The following is a 16,183-nucleotide window of genomic DNA, read 5'->3' on the forward strand; positions in this document are numbered from 1 at the left end:
GAGCGTCACCTCCGGAGGCGCCGTAGCGAATGTCGGAGCCGAACGAGGAGGTGGAACGCCGTGCAAGGCATCATCTTGCAACTGACGCGCGCGGGGTTCCTGCTGATCCTGTGGCTGTTCGTATGGGCCGTTCTGCGGACCTTGCGCAGTGACATCTATGCGGCGTCGGGCATCCGAATCGCGCCGCGGTCGTCTCGTAGCAGTGCCGTTCTCCCGTCGTTCAACAGGCAGAAGGGCGCCAAGCATCTTGTCGTCACCCAGGGCGCTCTCGCAGGCACCCGCATCTCGCTCGGAGCGCAGCCGGTGCTGATCGGTCGCGCCGACGATTCGACGCTGGTCCTCACCGACGACTACGCATCGACCCGTCATGCCCGCATCTCGCCACGTGGATCGGATTGGTACGTGGAAGATCTCGGTTCCACCAACGGCACCTACCTCGACCGTGCGAAGGTCACCACCGCCGTCAAGGTCCCGCTCGGCACCCCTGTGCGCGTCGGCAAAACAGTGATCGAGCTGCGCTCGTGACCCTGGTTCTCCGGTATGCCGCCCGCAGCGACCGCGGCCTCGTGCGCTCCAACAACGAAGACTCCGTCTACGCCGGTGCCCGCCTGCTGGCGCTGGCCGACGGCATGGGCGGGCACGCGGCAGGCGAGGTCGCGTCGCAGTTGATGATCGCGGCGCTCGCTCACCTCGACGACGACGAGCCCGGCGACGACCTGCTCGGCAAGCTCGAGCGCGCCACTCGCGAAGGCAACGCCGCCATCGCCGATCAGGTCGACGAAGAGCCCGAGCTCGACGGCATGGGCACCACGCTCACCGCAATCCTGTTCGCGGGCAAGAAACTTGGCCTTGTTCACATCGGCGATTCCCGGGCCTACCTGCTCCGCGACGACCAGCTGACGCAGATCACGCGTGACGACACGTTCGTCCAGTCGTTGGTCGACGAAGGTCGCATCACCGCCGAGCAGGCGCACTCGCATCCGCAGCGCTCGCTGATCATGCGCGCGCTCACCGGCAACGAGATCGAGCCGACCCTGACGGTCCGCGAATCTCGGATGGGCGACCGGTACCTGCTGTGCTCGGACGGCCTGTCCGACGTGGTGAGCGACGAAACCATCGAAAACACGATGCGTGAAGGCAGCAACGACGAGTGCGCCGACCGGCTCATCGAACTCGCCCTGCGCAGCGGCGGCCCGGACAACGTCACGGTCGTGATCGCCGATGTCCTCGACGTCGACTACGGCCAGAGCCATCCGATCGTTGCAGGTGCGGCCTCCACCGAAGACGAAGAAGACGCGCCGCCGCCCAACACCGCCGCAGGCCGTGCCGCCGCCATGCGCCCGCCGCGGGTTGCACCGAAGCGCGTCACCGTCGCTGCCGAACCGGAGCCGAAGAAGAGCCACAAACTGCGGTGGACGCTGGTGGCACTGGGTCTGGTGATCGCCGCGGTGATCGCACTGCTGATCGGCGGCAAACTGATCCGCGGCAACTATTACGTCAGTGACGACAACGGCCACGTCGCGATCCTGCGCGGCGTACCCGGATCGGTACTCGGCTACTCGTTGCAAGACGTCAACCAGCTGGGCTGCGTCACCAAGTCCGGCACGCTGAGCCTGGTCAGCCCCGACGAATCGCACTCTTCCTGCGTGATTCTCGACGTCGACGACCTGCAACAAACCGCCCGCGAGCAGGTGCGCGCCGGACTGCCCTCGGGTTCGCTCGACGAGGCCAAGGGCCAGATGCACCGTCTCGCCAGCAGCGATCTGCTGCCGCTGTGCGAGGAGAAGAAGCCCACCCCGGCACCGACCCCGACGCCTGTCCCGGTCCCAGCTCCCACCGCTCCTCCCGCGCCCGGCGAGCCCGCCCAGCCGCCCGCGCCGGAGCCGACTCCCACGACGACCGCTGCACCGACACCGGCCCAGGTCCCCGGCCAGACTTGTAGGACCGGTACCTGATGACGGCCAGCGCGTTGTCGGCGTCGTCGTTTCCCAGTCCGCCTGGAGGATTCGCTCCGGCTCCCGTCCAATCCACTCGACGCGGCGTCGAGTTGCTGCTCCTCGGCTTCGCCGTGGTCATCACGACGTTGTCGCTGGTGTTGGTCGAAGCGAGCCAAGAGCAAGAGATCACCTGGGACCTGGCCAAGTACGCGGTCGCCTACCTCGCGCTGTTCACGATCGCGCACCTCGGGGTGCGTCGGTTCGCGCCGTACGCCGATCCGCTGCTGCTGCCGATCGTCGCGATCCTGAACGGCATCGGCCTGGTCCTGATCCACCGACTCGACCTCGCGGACGCACAGAACGCCTCCTACAACGCGCTGCCCATCCCGTCGCCGGACGCCAACCAGCAGGTGCTGTGGACCGCACTCGCGATGGCAGGTTTTCTCGCCGTGCTGATCGTTTTGCGCGACTACCGCACACTGGCCCGCTACGGCTACACGCTCGGCCTCGCCGGTCTGATCCTGCTGGCGCTGCCGGCGATCCTGCCGTCGAGCCTGTCCGAGGTGAACGGCTCCAAGATCTGGATTCGCTTGCCCGGCTTCAGTGTTCAGCCCGGCGAGTTCGCAAAGATCTTGCTGATCATCTTCTTCGCATCAGTTCTGGTGGCGAAACGCGATCTGTTCACGGTGGCAGGCAAGCACGTGTTCGGCATGGATTTGCCGCGTGCGCGGGACCTCGGCCCAATCCTGGTCGCGTGGATCGTGTCGGTCGGCGTGCTGGTGTTCGAGAAGGATCTCGGCACGTCGCTGCTGATCTTCGGCACCGTGCTGGTGATGCTCTACATCGCCACCGAGCGCGTCGGCTGGCTGCTGATCGGCGGCGTGCTGCTGGCCGTCGGGTTCGTGTTCGCGTATCAGGCCTTCGGCCACGTCCGGATCCGCACCCAGACCTGGCTGGACCCGTTCAAGGACTATGCCGACACGGGCTACCAGATTTCGCAATCGTTGTTCGGCCTGGCCACCGGTGGGGTCGCGGGCACCGGTCTCGGCAGCGGACGGCCGTCGCAGGTCCCGTTCGCCAAAACGGACTTCATCATCGCCACCATCGGTGAGGAACTCGGCCTGATCGGGCTGACGGCCGTACTGATGCTGTATTTGGTGTTCATCCTGCGAGGGCTGCGCACCGCACTCGCCGTCCGCGACAGCTTCGGCAAGCTGCTCGCCGCAGGCCTGTCGTTCACCATCGCGATCCAGCTGTTCGTGGTGGTCGGCGGTGTCACCAAGCTGATTCCGCTGACCGGTCTGACAACGCCGTTCATCTCCTACGGCGGATCGTCGCTGTTGGCGAACTACCTGCTGCTTGCGCTGTTGATCAAGATTTCGCACTCCGCTCGGTCGCCAGCACCGGTCAAGAAGAAAGAGCCGGCCCCCATCGCCGACGCGCCCACAGAAATGCTCAAGAAGACGTGAACACACCACTCCGCAGGGTCGCAGTCGCCGTCATGGTCATGGTCGTCGCTTTGCTCGCCAACGCCACCTACGTCCAGGTCATCAAGGCCGACAAGCTGCGCACCGACCCGCGCAACTCACGTGTGCTGCTCGACGAGTACTCCCGCCAGCGCGGGCAGATCTCCGCGAGCGGCCAGGTCCTCGCGGTGTCGACACCGACCAGCGACCGCTACAAGTATCTGCGCACCTATCCGGCGAACCCGGCCGCGACGTCGAGCCCCGAGGCATACGCGCCGGTCACCGGCTTCTACTCGATGCAGTACGGCAGCACCGGACTCGAACGGTCCGAGGACGCGGTGCTCAACGGGTCGGACACCCGCCTGTTCGGCCGCCGATTCTTCGACCTGGTCTCCGGTCGCGATCCGCGCGGCGGCAACGTCACCACCACGCTGAACCCGGTGATGCAGCAGGTCGCCTACGACCAGCTCTCCAGCAAAGGTTTCAAGGGATCCGTCGTCGCAATCGAGCCGAGCACCGGCAACATCCTCGCGATGGCGTCCACGCCCAGCTTCGATCCGAACCGGCTCTCCGGCCACGACGGCGCTCAGAGCACACAGGCGTGGGATCAGCTGAGCGCGGATCCGGACCACCCGATGGTCAACCGTGCGATCTCGCAGACCTACCCGCCCGGATCGACGTTCAAGGTGGTCGTCACCGCCGCGGCACTGGCCGCAGGCGAGAAACCCGAAGACCAGTTGACCGCCGCGCCACAGATCACATTGCCCGGAACCAGCACCACCCTGGAGAATTACGACGGCACGCCGTGCGGCGGAGCACCGACCGCATCGTTGCGTGAGGCGTTCGCGCGTTCCTGCAACACGGCTTTCGTCGAACTCGGCATCAAGACGGGTGCGTCCAAACTCAAAGATCAGGCAAGTGCGCTCGGTATCGGTGGCGACAGCTCGGGCATTCCGATGCCGGTAGCTGACAGCACCGTCGGATCCATGGGCGACGACGCCGCCGTCGGCCAGTCCAGCATCGGGCAGCGCGACGTTGCGTTGACACCGCTGGACAACGCCGTGATCGCGGCTACCGTGGCCAACGGCGGTTCCCGCATGGAGCCGCACCTGGTCGCAGGCATGCAAGGTCCGGATCTCAAGAACCTGGCCACCACCAATCCGGTCTCGGTGGGGCAGGCGATGAGCCCGGAGGTGGCGTCGACGCTGACGGATCTGATGGTCGGATCCGAAAACGCGACAGGTGGTGGCGGGAAGATCCCCGGCGTCCAGATAGCGTCGAAGACGGGCACCGCCGAACACGGCACCGATCCTCGCAACACACCGCCGCACGCCTGGTACATCGCATTCGCACCCGCCGAGAAGCCGACGATCGCGATTGCGGTGATCGTCGAAGACGGCGGCGACCGCGCACTTGCGGCAACCGGCGGTTCGGTGGCCGCCCCGATCGGGCGTGCGGTGATAGCCGCCGGATTGCAGGGCCGTTGACAATGACCGGAACGACATCGAAGAACATGGCACAGATCAGAACGAAGAACGGGAGGCGAGGGTGCTGAACAACGGCGCAGTGGTCGCCAACCGATATCGATTACAACGGTTGATCGCGACCGGTGGCATGGGCCAGGTGTGGGAGGCGACCGACCTACGACTCGATCGTCGAGTCGCGGTCAAGGTTCTCAAGGCGGAGTTCTCGGCGGATCCGACGTTCCGCGAGCGGTTCCGCACCGAGGCGCGCATCTCCGCGCAGCTCAACCATCACGGCATCGCAGGCGTCTACGACTACGGCGAGACCCGTGATCCGTCGGGTGCGGCCACCGCGTACCTGGTGATGGAGCTGGTGCAGGGCGAGCCCCTCAACGCCGTGTTGGGCCGGCTGGGGCGTCTCTCCATGCCGCATGCCTTGGACATGCTCGAGCAGACCGGTCGCGCACTCGAGGTCGCACACGCGGCAGGCGTCGTGCACCGCGACGTGAAGCCCGGCAACATCCTGGTGACCCCCGCAGGCCAGGTCAAGATCACCGACTTCGGCATCGCCAAGGCCGTCGACGCCTCACCGGTCACCAAGACCGGCATGGTGATGGGCACCGCGCAGTACATCGCTCCCGAGCAGGCACTCGGTCAGGATGCGACGGCGGCCAGTGACGTCTACTCGCTCGGTGTGGTCGGGTACGAGGCGCTCGCCGGTCAACGGCCGTTCGTCGGCGAAGGCGCGCTCACCGTCGCGATGAAGCACGTTCGTGAAGCACCCGCTCCGCTGCCTGCCGACATGCCCGCGCACATCCGCGAGCTGGTCGAGATCACGATGGCGAAGGATCCCGCCGCCCGCTACGCGCGCGGTGGCGAGTTCGCCGATGCAGTGGCTGCGGTACGGGCAGGTCGTAGGCCACCGCGCCCGGGCGCAGCTCCCCCGGCACCGCCCCCGATCGGCACCGTCGCACTCGGATCGAGTCCAGCGACGGGTGCTGCCCGCGTGCGGCCGCCCGTCGCGAACAGCACCCAGATGCTCCCCGAATCGCAGCGTGAATACGCCGGTCCGTCGACGGGATATGCACCCGCGCACGTGGCAGGAACACCGCCGCCCGCAGGCATGTCGGGCGGTCAGAAAGCGCTCGCCTGGGGCGGTGGCGTGGCATTGCTGGTGGCCGCACTGATCGCCGGTTGGCTCATCTTCCGGCCCGTGAGCAACAACTCTCCGACGGTTCCGCTGGTCACCACCGAGCAGGTGCAGCCGCAGACCACCGACGAGGTGGCACCGACCACCACCGAAGAGAAGACGACCACCGAAACCACCACGACCACCACCGAGCCGAGTACCACCACAGCGGCACCCACGACGACGTCCGAGGCGCCGACGACAACACCGGAGGTGACCATCCCCAAACCACCGCAACAGCCCGGTGGCATCGTCATCCCCGGTATCCCGATTCCTGGAGCGTTTCGACAGGAGGCGCCGACCGACGACCAGTTGGATCCGCAGGCAGACGGGACGACCACCAAGTCGACGACATCGGCAACTGGAACCACCACGCCTCCGGCGGGCCAGCAGTGATGCGCCGGGAGGTCAACCCCTCATGACCACTCCGCGCAAGCTCTCCGAACGCTACGAACTCGGCGAAATCCTCGGCTTCGGCGGCATGTCCGAGGTGCACCTGGCCCGCGATCTGCGCCTCTCCCGTGATGTCGCGATCAAGGTGCTGCGCGCCGATCTGGCCCGTGACCCTACGTTCTACCTGCGGTTCCGTCGTGAGGCGCAGAACGCGGCCGCACTGAACCATCCCGCAATCGTCGCTGTCTACGACACCGGCGAGGCCGAGACCGACGCCGGTCCGCTGCCGTACATCGTGATGGAGTACGTCGAAGGCGACACGCTTCGTGACATCGTTCGCGGCAAGGGCCCGATGGCACCGCGTCGCGCCATGGAAGTGATTGCCGACGTGTGCGCGGCGCTCGACTTCAGCCACCGCAATGGCATCGTCCACCGTGACATGAAGCCTGCGAACATCATGATCAACAAGTCCGGCGCCGTGAAGGTGATGGACTTCGGTATCGCCCGCGCGATCGCCGACAGTTCCAGCCCGATGACGCAGACTGCCGCGGTGATCGGCACGGCGCAGTACCTCTCGCCGGAGCAGGCCCGTGGCGAGCAGGTCGACGCACGATCGGACGTCTACTCGTTGGGCTGCGTGCTCTACGAAATCCTCACCGGCGAGCCCCCGTTCACCGGCGATTCGCCGGTTGCCGTTGCCTACCAACATGTTCGGGAAGATCCGCAGCTGCCGTCACGCGTCTACAAGGGCGTGCCACGCGAGTTGGACTCGGTGATCCTCAAGGCGATGAGCAAGAACCCCGCCAACCGCTACCAGAGCGCCGCCGAGATGCGCAGCGACCTGGTGCGGGTGCTCGGTGGGCAGAAGCCCAGCGCTCCGATGGTGATGACGGACGAGGATCGCACCACCATCATCGGTTCCGTCGACGGTCGGGCCCGTCGCTACGGCGCGGCGGACACGTCGTCGACGTCGGTCACCACGCACGCGAAGGATGATCCGGACGACGAGCCGCCGCGCAGTCGTCGCGGTCTCAAGATCGCCGCGCTGCTCGTCGCGGCGCTTGCGATCGTCGCGGTGGTCGGTGCGTTCCTGTGGAAGTCCGGTCCGGGCGCCACCACCGATCAGATCGCAGTTCCGGATCTGGCGAACAAGACGTCGCAGGCTGCGCAGACGGCACTGCAGAACCTCGGGTTCCGTGTCGATACCACCGAGAAGTTCGACAAGGTGGTCGCTGCGGGGAACGTGATCACCACCCGGCCGCTGGCGGGCTCGCGCGTGGACGAGGGCAGCACCATCAGCCTCGACGTGTCGAAGGGGCCGGAGCAGGTCGCTGTGCCGAAGCTCGACGGCATGACCCAGTCGCAGGCGACGCAGGCACTCACCGCGGTCGGGTTGAAGCTCGACCCGACGGTGAACCGGGCGGCCTCCAGTTCCTCGGAGATCGATCAGATCGTCGAGCAGGACCCGTCGGCAGGCGCGAACATCGACGTCTCCACACCGGTGAAGATCACGCTTGGCTCCGGTCCTGCGCAGATTCGTGTGCCGAACGTGGTCGGGCAGACCATCGACGTCGCCCAGGGCAACCTGGAAGGTGCCGGGTTCACCGTCACGGTGGACAACGTCGCGTCGTCGAAGCCGAAGGGCGAGGTCATCGCGACCAGCCCGTCCGGCGGCAGCTCGGCGGACCAAGGTGCCACCGTCAAGGTGCAGGTGTCCGAGGGCGACAAGTTCACCATGCCGGACCTCAGCAACCAGACCGTCTCGCAGGCCCTGGACACGCTCAAGGGTGCGGGCTGGACCGGATCGGCGACTCAGCTGATCCAGATACCGGCGTTCTCGCTGGCACCCGATTCCGTGGGCAAGGTAGTGACTCAGCAACCGCCCGCGGGAACCCAGCAGACCAACTCGTCGCCGGTGACCGTCGGCATCGCTCAGCTCGGCATCCCGAGGTAGCGCGGCTTCGCCGCAGGTGAGCGTTTAGTTGGGGTGGGGACCAATTAACCGCTCACCTACGCGGTGAGCGCGCCCATCTCGGCCTCGAGCTGCGAGATCAAACCTTCGGCGGGACGCTCACCGCACACCTCGAGCCAGTTGGCGAGCATGCGGTGTCCGCCCTGGGTGAGCACCGATTCCGGGTGGAACTGCACGCCGTGTATGGGTAGTTCGCGGTGGCGCATGGCCATCACCACTCCGCTTTCGGAGTGCGCGGTCACCAACAGCTCGGTTGGAATGGTCTCTTCGAGCACCGTCAACGAGTGGTAGCGGGTTGCGGTGAACGGATCGGGCAGCCCGGCGAGCACGCCCGTCCCGTCGTGGTGAACCGAGCTGATCTTGCCGTGTAGCAGCTCCGGCGCGCGTTCGACCGTGCCGCCGAATGCGGCACCGATCGCCTGATGCCCCAGACACACACCCAACAGCGGAGTCTTCGCAGTGGCACAGGCCGTAACCAGACCCATCGTCGCGCCCGCGCGCTGCGGGGTGCCGGGGCCGGGGCTGAGCAGGATTCCGTCGTACTCGGCGGCCACGGCGTCCAGGTCGGCGAGCTTCTGGTCGTCGTTGCGCCACACGTCTGCCGTCGTTCCCAACTGGCCGAGGTATTGCACCAGGTTGAACACGAAGCTGTCGTAATTGTCGACGACCAGAATCCTCATGCGCCCAGGCTACCTGGGCCTTTTTGTAGTCGTCCTGTGGATTTGGCTACCATGGGCCACACCACGGGTGGCCGCGAGCTCTATCGGGGCGATACCGCTCTGTTCGTCGAACCCGCATATCTGTAGACCCGAAGAGGACGTAATGCCCAAGTCGAAGGTCCGGAAGAAGACCGACTACACGATCAACCCCGCCAGCCGCACTCCGGTGAAGGTGAAGGCCGGCCCGTCGCCGGTCTGGTACGTCAGCGTCATGCTCGGTTTCATGGTGGCCGGCCTGGTCTGGCTGATCGTCTACTACCTCGCCGCCGACAAGATCGGGTGGATGGGCAGCCTGAATGCCTGGAACTTCCTGATCGGTTTCGGCCTGATGGTCATCGGCCTGGTCATGACCATGCGGTGGCGTTGACCCCGATCGGGAAACGAATTACATCTTTGTTGTTTATCCCCATTGTGGATAACACCTGTGGATAACTCCGAACCCCTGTTGGCGTGGTCCACGCCGATCGTCGCGCTGGTCGTCGCTGCCGGTGGTGGGCTCGCCCTCGGAATTGCAGCTCTAGCTGCACCGATAGAGGGTCCTGGGCGACTGTTGGTCGGTCTCGCGGCGCTCGGATTGCTGGTGATCGCCGGACTCGGTTTCCGCCAACGACCACGGATTCTGGTCTCGTCGACGACGCCACCAGGCCTGGTTGTGAACAGGCTGCGGGGTCCGGTCGAGTACCGGCGCGATCAAATCACCCGGGTGCGCATCGTGACCTATCCGCGGCTCGGTCGCCGGGTTCCGATGCTCGAAATCGACGTTGCCGCCGGCGACGACGAGCGGTTGCTCATCTTCGGTCGCTGGGACCTCGGGACCCATCCACAGGATGTCTTCGACGCTCTCGCCGTCCAAGGTCTGGTGCCAGGCGAAAACTAGATCGCGAGCGGTTGACTACCCGGAGCAGTACTCGAATCCCGGGATGCCACCGATCTCGGGCGGCCCTACCGTGTCACCGCCGATCGCGAATCCAATCAGGTCGCCGGGATTGCCATTGCCGACCGCGTTGGGATCGCCCGTGGTTGCAAATATCGCTGAACCTGCCTGCGTTTGGATGACTTTCACGGCGTGGTCCGATCCATAAGCCGACTCGATCTGTTCGGTGGTCGATCCATCGCCCACCTGGCGATCCGTCATGGTTCCGGGCGGTGTCGCGATGGCGATAACTGCGTCACGTTTGAGGACTACCTGCTCGCACTCGTCGGCGATGTCACCGATTGCTCACTGCTCGCTTGGGACGAGCCGACAAAGTACGTCTTGGCCACCGCCACGGTATGCAATGGTCCGGTCCCATTACTCACTTGGACGGACCAGGCGCCGGCGCTTTTGTCGATGCCGTTCCCGTCGCGCGGCCCCCATACGGCGCCGGCCGAGGTGCCCGTGCACGAATACCAGCCGACGTAATCCGGGTGTGAGTCCAGTCGTGGCCAGGAGCCACCGTTGCGGATTCGACAGTGCGTGCCGTCGTTCAATTCGAGGCCGATCGGCGCAGGATCCGCAGGGGCGGTTGCGTTGCCGACAGGTCCGTTGACCTGCATAGACATCAGGCGGGTAGAGAATGGGTCGGTGAGACAGAGGGCCGATTGGGTGCCGTCGACTATCCAGCAGGTGTCGGCCGATGCAGCGGTTGGCGAGCAACTGTGCACACCGTCGGTCATCGCGCTCGGTGCAGACGAGGGGTAGCTGCAGTCGATCTCGACGGACCCGTTGGACGTATCGACAGTCCAACCCGGCGCAGCGGCTCCGTCAGCGTCCACTGGCTCGAGTACGGTCGTTTCGGGGCCATTCGCTGTGGCCGACGTCGCCACCGTCGCGGTCCCTTCGGAGGTCGTCGCAACGGCGCTCGATCGGACATCGGCATTTGCCGAGCGACTCGGGCCGGTCGGCGCCACCGGCTGGTTGTTGCCAGAACAACCGGCCGTCACGAGACCGCAGACCGCGACCAGCAGTACGACAGCTCCCGACACGGGATGTCGTACAGAAACCGTCCGACGGGTATCTCGAACTCGAGCCATGCCGCTCCCCTGTCCTTCGATTAGATGGAGCATTCACGTCGCATTTACACGTTGCCGCCCTTCGATTCTCGATCGTTCGTCGCTTGCTGGATGTAGTACGACCGGCTGACAACGGGTCCGGGTGGCGTGTTGTCGCTACGACTGAAAATCGGTCGCCAGCCGACAAGCATGGACGCAACCTTGAACGAGGGGGCGGTTGTCGCCACGACGCCAGGCCAGCGCCAGCTCGCTGGGTGAGAGACCGCGAACACCTCGCACGACCACATCGCCCCTGGCGATCAGGTCGGCGTTGCCCGCCGCCAGCAGTACGACGCCGTCACCACTGTGGACGGCCTCGTAGGTTTCCTCCGCGCTCGCCACCTCGGCGCCGATCAGCGGCGCTCGCCCCCGCCGTTCGTCGAGAGCCAACCAGTAGTCCCGCAGGGGACCAGCCGATGCGGGCAGCGCGAGAAATGGTTCGTCGGCGAGGTCGGCGAAGTCGATCGGATCGGTGGCCGCAAGGCGATGCGATGCGGGCAACGCGACCATCCGCGGTTCGCGGGCCACCACGATCAGGTCGTAGCGCTCGAGGTCGGGCATGGGCAGCCAGACGAACGCGACATCGGCACCCCCGTCGGCGAGACCGGCGGTCGGATCGCCCCAGCCGCATTGTCGAACGACCAATTGCGCATCGGGAAAGGTATCCGCGAAGCGCGACCGTATCGATGGCAACAGGCCTCGGCCGGGACTCGTGCTGATTCCGACGACGACCGTCGCGTGCTGCAGACGCTTCGCCACCTCGACCGCGTCGCTCGCCGCGTCCCATTCGAGCAGCACCCGCCGTGCATGCGGCAGCAGAGCGACCCCCACCGGGGTGAGCTGCACCTGCCTGCGGTCGCGTTCGAACAGCGCCGCTCCTACCTGCGCTTCGAGCATCCGGATCTGCTTGCTCAGGGCAGGCTGGGAGATGAACAGACCTTCCGCGGCCCGCGTGAAATTCAGTTGCTCGGCCACGGCGACGAAGTACCTCAGGTCGCGACCGTGCACATCCATAACTCATGGTTATCACAGAAGGTCTTGGACGCGCGGCGTCGAGCGCGGCAATGTCGGGTGCATACCCCGACGCATGAGGAGATTTCGATGAGCAACCCCAAGGTCTGGCTGATCACGGGAGCGAGCAGTGGCTTCGGCCGGGCATTGACGGTGGCCGCCGTTGCCGCCGGCGACACGGTCGTTGCGACGGCTCGTCGCACGTCCGCGCTGGCGGATCTTGTCACGGATCATCCCGACCAGGTCGATGCCGTCGAGCTCGACGTCACCGATGTTGCCGCGGCCGACGCGGTCGTCGGTGCGGCGATTGCCCGGTACGGACGAATCGACGTGTTGGTCAACAACGCCGGGCGGACTCAGGTGGGCGCAGTCGAGGAGACCACGGATGGCGAACTTCGCGATCTGTTCGACGTCCACTTCTTCGGACCGGCGGCGCTCACCCGCGCGGTGCTGCCGCACATGCGGAGTCGACGCAGCGGCACGATCGTGATGATGAGCAGCATCGGCGGCCAGCTGTCGTTCGCGGGATTCTCCGCCTACAGCGCAACCAAGTTCGCACTCGAAGGCTTGTCCGAGGCGCTCGCCGAAGAAGTTCGACCCTTCGGCATCCGGGTGCTCGTGGTCGAGCCAGGCGCGTTTCGGACCAACCTGTTCGGTGCAGGGGCTGCGTACTTCAGCACCGAAGATCCGGCCTACGCCGAGACAGCGGGGGCGACTCGACGAATGGTCGAAACCGGTGGCGGCAGCCAACCCGGTGATCCTGCCAAAGCCGCAGCCGCGATCCGATCGGCGATCGACGCCCCGAATCCACCGCTGCGGCTACCCCTCGGCGGCGACGCAGTGGACGCGATTCTCGAGCACAACTATCGCGTGCGCGCCGACGTCACCCAATGGCAATCGATTTCGCGCGCAACGACGTTCGGCGATCAGTAGGCAAGTTGGCTGTGCAGCTGCGTCATGCGCAGCAAGATCACGCCGATCACGATCACCGCAACCGCGGCAACAGAGACCCAGCCGATCGTCCGGGCGCTCGAGGTCGACTGCCCGCCCTTCGAAACCAGTCCGGGACCGAACAGCAGCCCTGCGGTAGCGATCGTTCCGGCGGCGAGTCCGCCCATGTGTCCCCACAGCGAGATGCCGGGCAGGGAGACGCTGATGACGACGTTGATGAAGATGATCGCGAGAACCGGTCCCGGACTCTGCTTGAGGCGCAACAGAATTACGGCCTGCGCGCCGAAGAGGCCGAAGATAGCGCCCGACGCGCCGGCTGTCGCCGCATTCGGTTGCAGCGCAAGAACGGACGCCGAACCACCGAGCAGCGCAACGAAGTACACCGCCGCATACCGTGCGCGACCGAGGATCAGTTCCACGTCACGGCCGACGATGTAGAGAGCGAACATGTTGGCCAGCAGGTGAATCGGGCCGAAATGCAGGAACCCGCTGCCGAGAACACGGATCAATTGACCATCGCCCACCGCGGGGCCGTAGAGGGCCCACGAGTTGAACAGCGCGGATCGCTGGTTGTCCATGATCGAATGCGCCTGCGCCGCAGTCACTCCGAACACGATCACATTGATCGCGACAAGCGCATAGGTGACGTAGGGCGTGGGACGGGAGTTGGCGCGCGCACCGGCAACAGTGCGAACCTGGGCCGTGCTCCTGTTGCCTTCACGCACGCAGTCGACGCATTGATAACCGACTGCGGCCTCGCGCAGGCACTCCGGGCAGGCAGGCCTCCCGCAGCGGTTGCACGAGAGCGCCGTCGGTCGATCGGGATGTCGTACACACGCCGGCTGGGCCGGTCCCCCGACGGGGCCACCTGGTGGCGGGCCGTATCCGCCGGGGGAAGTCATCCGTCGCTCAGGAAATGGTGACGCTGTTGATGATGACGTCGTCCTGCGGGCGATCCCGCCGGTCGGTCGGGGTCTTCTCGATGGCGTCGACCACCTTCTTCGACTCCGGGTCCACAACCTCACCGAAGATGGTGTGCTTGCGGTTGAGGTGGGGCGTGGGTCCCGCGGTGATGAAGAACTGCGAACCGTTGGTGCCCGGTCCGGCGTTGGCCATGGCCAGCAGGTAGCCGCGATCGAACTTGAGTTCCGGGTGGAACTCGTCCTCGAACTCGTATCCTGGGCCGCCCGCACCGGTACCTGTGGGATCGCCGCCCTGGATCATGAAGCCGGAGATGACGCGATGGAACGGCGCGCCGTCGTAGAACGGACCGGAGTTGCCACCGGAGGCGTTCTTGGTCGTGTACGCCTTGGATCCGTCGGCGAGGCCGACGAAGTTGGCGACCGTCTTCGGCGCATGATTGCCGAAGAGTGCGATCTTGATGTCGCCGCGGTTGGTGTGCAACGTCGCTGTCGATGTCTGATTCGGTGAGGTCACCACAACATGGTGCCACGACAGTCCGATTCCCCGACGAAGATGGCACACCAACGTCGGCGATGTGCTGGGCGCATGGCGGCACCTGTGCCAAGGTAGATGCATGAGCCGCGCGAGCAAGTCCGCCCCTCCAGAGCCCGCCGAGGCGCTCGGCACCGATACGGTCGACGAGTCGGCGCCCAGCTACTCGAAGGCCCTCCGTCTGACAGGTGCCGGAGCCTCCGCACTCGCCAAGGGATCGGGCGGCATCGGTCTCCTCCTCGCTCGCCACGCGTTCAGCCTCGCGCGCAAGGGTGTGGCAAAGGCGCGCGAATCCAGCACGGACATCGCGCAGATCGCGTCGATCGACCGCTCCGCCGTCGCCGACACCCCCAAGACCGCGCGCCCACGCGCCCGACTGGTCGTTGCGGCAACCGTGATCGCCGCACTGGCCGGTGGCGCAGTCCTGTTCCGCCAGAGCAGGCGCAAGTTGCCGCCGCCGGTCGCGGACGCGCCGCCGACGCTCGGCCCGACCGCCAACGGCTCGTCGGCACCGAAGCATGCGTTGGTCGAGCCCAGTACAGCTCCTGAATAATCCCTGATCACGGTCTTACCGACGCATCGGCCAAGATGGTGCGCGCAGGAACTCCCTGCTCGTGGGCGTTTGGATGATCGTCGACGACCCTGGCCCGCCGTGCTGCTCCGATGACGGCAAGTCCAACACCGAGCACGGCCCACCCCGCAAGGATGGCGAGCGGCTTCCCGCTACCCTCACCGTCGAAGTAGGACACCGAGCGCAGCAGGCTGCCCAACGCCCCCGGCGGTAGCCATTGCCCGAGCTCACCCCATCCGGTCGGCAACAGCTCCGGCGCACTCGTCACGCCGGAGAACGGGTTGCCGAGCACCATGAGCAGGGCGGCTCCCACGCCGATTCCGGGCTGACCGAGCAGTGACGAAAACCCGACGATCGTCGCACCGCCCGCAAAGATGCCCAGCGCGAGAGCGCCTGCGGTGATAGCGAAGCCGCCGGGCAGGATGCCCAGCCACGGTCCAAGTACGGCCGCCGCACCAAGGCCCGCGACGACCGCCGCGAGCGTGAGCGTTGTCAGACGTTGTGCGATCGTCGAAAAGATCAGTGTGGCAACGACTCCCGTCAGTAGTGCACCGAGGACCATCGGCAGCGAACCTGCCGAGAAGCCGATCCCCCGCGGATCGCCCGCCGGCAACGCGACCACCTGCGTGCTTGTCGGGGCGGGTCCTGCGACGCCGTGTGCTCGGCCGAGTTGACTGCCCAAGGTGTCGAGAATCTGCGCCACCGCCGTGCTGCCCGCGGGTGCGGTGAGTACCGTCGGCGGCTGGCCGGCCACGATCGCGCCGTACACCTCGCGATTCTCGATCGCGCTACGCGCCTGACCGGGATCGGCGTACGACGTCACATCGAACGCATCCGGTTGCACCTGATCGAGCTTTTGCGTCACCTGCCCGACGAATTCTGCACTGCCTGCGACCCCGATCGGCACGTGCCGCGGCGCGATGTTGGCCGCCGGCCAGGCAAAGGCGATCACCAGCACCGATATCGCAACAGCGATTCCAACCGCCGCCGCGAGCACCCGATTCCAACCCTGTGGTTTCATCTTC

General features: G+C 66.1%; 16 protein-coding genes. 10 read left to right on the plus strand and 6 right to left on the minus strand.

Annotation, left to right across the window (positions count from 1 at the left end; translation table 11 throughout):
- Positions 1–60: 60 nt before the first annotated feature.
- The 6 genes from FOY51_RS03080 (at position 61) to pknB (ending at position 8,402) form a co-directional block, all read left to right on the plus strand.
- Positions 61–525, plus strand: a complete 465-nt coding sequence (locus FOY51_RS03080; RefSeq protein ID WP_149428696.1) for an FHA domain-containing protein FhaB/FipA — start codon at positions 61–63, stop codon at positions 523–525.
- On the plus strand, positions 522–1,955 hold the full coding sequence (locus tag FOY51_RS03085) for a PP2C family protein-serine/threonine phosphatase (protein ID WP_149428697.1): 1,434 nt from the start codon (positions 522–524) through the stop codon (positions 1,953–1,955). Before FOY51_RS03080 ends, FOY51_RS03085 begins: the two co-directional genes overlap by 4 nt.
- Positions 1,955–3,406, plus strand: coding sequence for an FtsW/RodA/SpoVE family cell cycle protein (locus FOY51_RS03090; RefSeq protein WP_149428698.1), 1,452 nt, complete (start codon positions 1,955–1,957; stop codon positions 3,404–3,406). Before FOY51_RS03085 ends, FOY51_RS03090 begins: the two co-directional genes overlap by 1 nt.
- On the plus strand, positions 3,403–4,890 hold the full coding sequence (locus FOY51_RS03095; RefSeq protein WP_149428699.1) for a penicillin-binding transpeptidase domain-containing protein: 1,488 nt from the start codon (positions 3,403–3,405) through the stop codon (positions 4,888–4,890). Before FOY51_RS03090 ends, FOY51_RS03095 begins: the two co-directional genes overlap by 4 nt.
- Positions 4,891–4,951: 61 nt before the next feature.
- Positions 4,952–6,451: a serine/threonine-protein kinase gene (locus FOY51_RS03100; RefSeq protein WP_149428700.1), complete on the plus strand. Its 1,500-nt coding sequence runs from the start codon at positions 4,952–4,954 to the stop codon at positions 6,449–6,451.
- A gap of 22 nt (positions 6,452–6,473) precedes the next feature.
- Positions 6,474–8,402: a Stk1 family PASTA domain-containing Ser/Thr kinase gene (pknB, locus tag FOY51_RS03105; RefSeq protein ID WP_149428701.1), complete on the plus strand. Its 1,929-nt coding sequence runs from the start codon at positions 6,474–6,476 to the stop codon at positions 8,400–8,402.
- Between the two features lie 56 nt (positions 8,403–8,458).
- Here the strand turns inward: pknB and FOY51_RS03110 are convergent, their stop codons facing one another.
- Entirely contained in the window at positions 8,459–9,100 is a 642-nt protein-coding gene (locus FOY51_RS03110; RefSeq protein WP_149428702.1) for an aminodeoxychorismate/anthranilate synthase component II, read from the minus strand.
- Positions 9,101–9,242: 142 nt separating this feature from the next.
- Between FOY51_RS03110 and crgA the strand changes: the two genes are divergently transcribed.
- Together crgA and FOY51_RS03120 are read left to right on the plus strand one after the other, a co-directional pair.
- Positions 9,243–9,506 carry a cell division protein CrgA gene (crgA, locus tag FOY51_RS03115; protein WP_149428703.1) on the plus strand — a complete coding sequence of 88 codons (264 nt, stop codon included), beginning with the start codon at positions 9,243–9,245 and terminating at the stop codon, positions 9,504–9,506.
- A 57-nt stretch (positions 9,507–9,563) separates the two neighbouring features.
- Entirely contained in the window at positions 9,564–10,016 is a 453-nt protein-coding gene (locus FOY51_RS03120; RefSeq protein WP_371830395.1) for a PH domain-containing protein, read from the plus strand.
- Positions 10,017–10,031: 15 nt separating this feature from the next.
- Here the strand turns inward: FOY51_RS03120 and FOY51_RS03125 are convergent, their stop codons facing one another.
- Together FOY51_RS03125 and FOY51_RS03130 are read right to left on the minus strand one after the other, a co-directional pair.
- On the minus strand, positions 10,032–10,274 hold the full coding sequence (locus tag FOY51_RS03125) for a hypothetical protein (RefSeq protein ID WP_149428704.1): 243 nt from the start codon (positions 10,272–10,274) through the stop codon (positions 10,032–10,034).
- Between the two features lie 1,013 nt (positions 10,275–11,287).
- Positions 11,288–12,184 carry a LysR family transcriptional regulator gene (locus FOY51_RS03130; RefSeq protein ID WP_149428705.1) on the minus strand — a complete coding sequence of 299 codons (897 nt, stop codon included), beginning with the start codon at positions 12,182–12,184 and terminating at the stop codon, positions 11,288–11,290.
- Between the two features lie 87 nt (positions 12,185–12,271).
- Between FOY51_RS03130 and FOY51_RS03135 the strand changes: the two genes are divergently transcribed.
- Positions 12,272–13,114 (plus strand): oxidoreductase, encoded by an 843-nt coding sequence (locus FOY51_RS03135; RefSeq protein WP_187776149.1) that lies wholly within the window; start codon positions 12,272–12,274, stop codon positions 13,112–13,114.
- On the opposite strand, the gene FOY51_RS03140 is transcribed toward FOY51_RS03135, so the two are convergent.
- Together FOY51_RS03140 and FOY51_RS03145 are read right to left on the minus strand one after the other, a co-directional pair.
- A complete protein-coding gene (locus FOY51_RS03140; protein WP_149428706.1) occupies positions 13,108–14,034 on the minus strand; it encodes a rhomboid family intramembrane serine protease in 927 nt (308 codons plus the stop codon). The genes FOY51_RS03135 and FOY51_RS03140 overlap by 7 nt on opposite strands.
- A gap of 7 nt (positions 14,035–14,041) precedes the next feature.
- Positions 14,042–14,569, minus strand: coding sequence for a peptidylprolyl isomerase (locus FOY51_RS03145; protein WP_235916072.1), 528 nt, complete (start codon positions 14,567–14,569; stop codon positions 14,042–14,044).
- A gap of 100 nt (positions 14,570–14,669) precedes the next feature.
- Here FOY51_RS03145 and FOY51_RS27460 point away from each other — a divergent pair, with 100 nt between their 5' ends.
- Positions 14,670–15,140 carry a hypothetical protein gene (locus FOY51_RS27460; protein WP_235916074.1) on the plus strand — a complete coding sequence of 157 codons (471 nt, stop codon included), beginning with the start codon at positions 14,670–14,672 and terminating at the stop codon, positions 15,138–15,140.
- A gap of 7 nt (positions 15,141–15,147) precedes the next feature.
- On the opposite strand, the gene FOY51_RS03155 is transcribed toward FOY51_RS27460, so the two are convergent.
- Positions 15,148–16,179: an ABC transporter permease gene (locus tag FOY51_RS03155; protein WP_187776150.1), complete on the minus strand. Its 1,032-nt coding sequence runs from the start codon at positions 16,177–16,179 to the stop codon at positions 15,148–15,150.
- Positions 16,180–16,183 lie beyond the last annotated feature (4 nt).

The sequence above is a fragment of the Antrihabitans cavernicola genome (assembly GCF_008297975.1).
Classification (GTDB): Bacteria; Actinomycetota; Actinomycetes; order Mycobacteriales; family Mycobacteriaceae; genus Antrihabitans; species Antrihabitans cavernicola.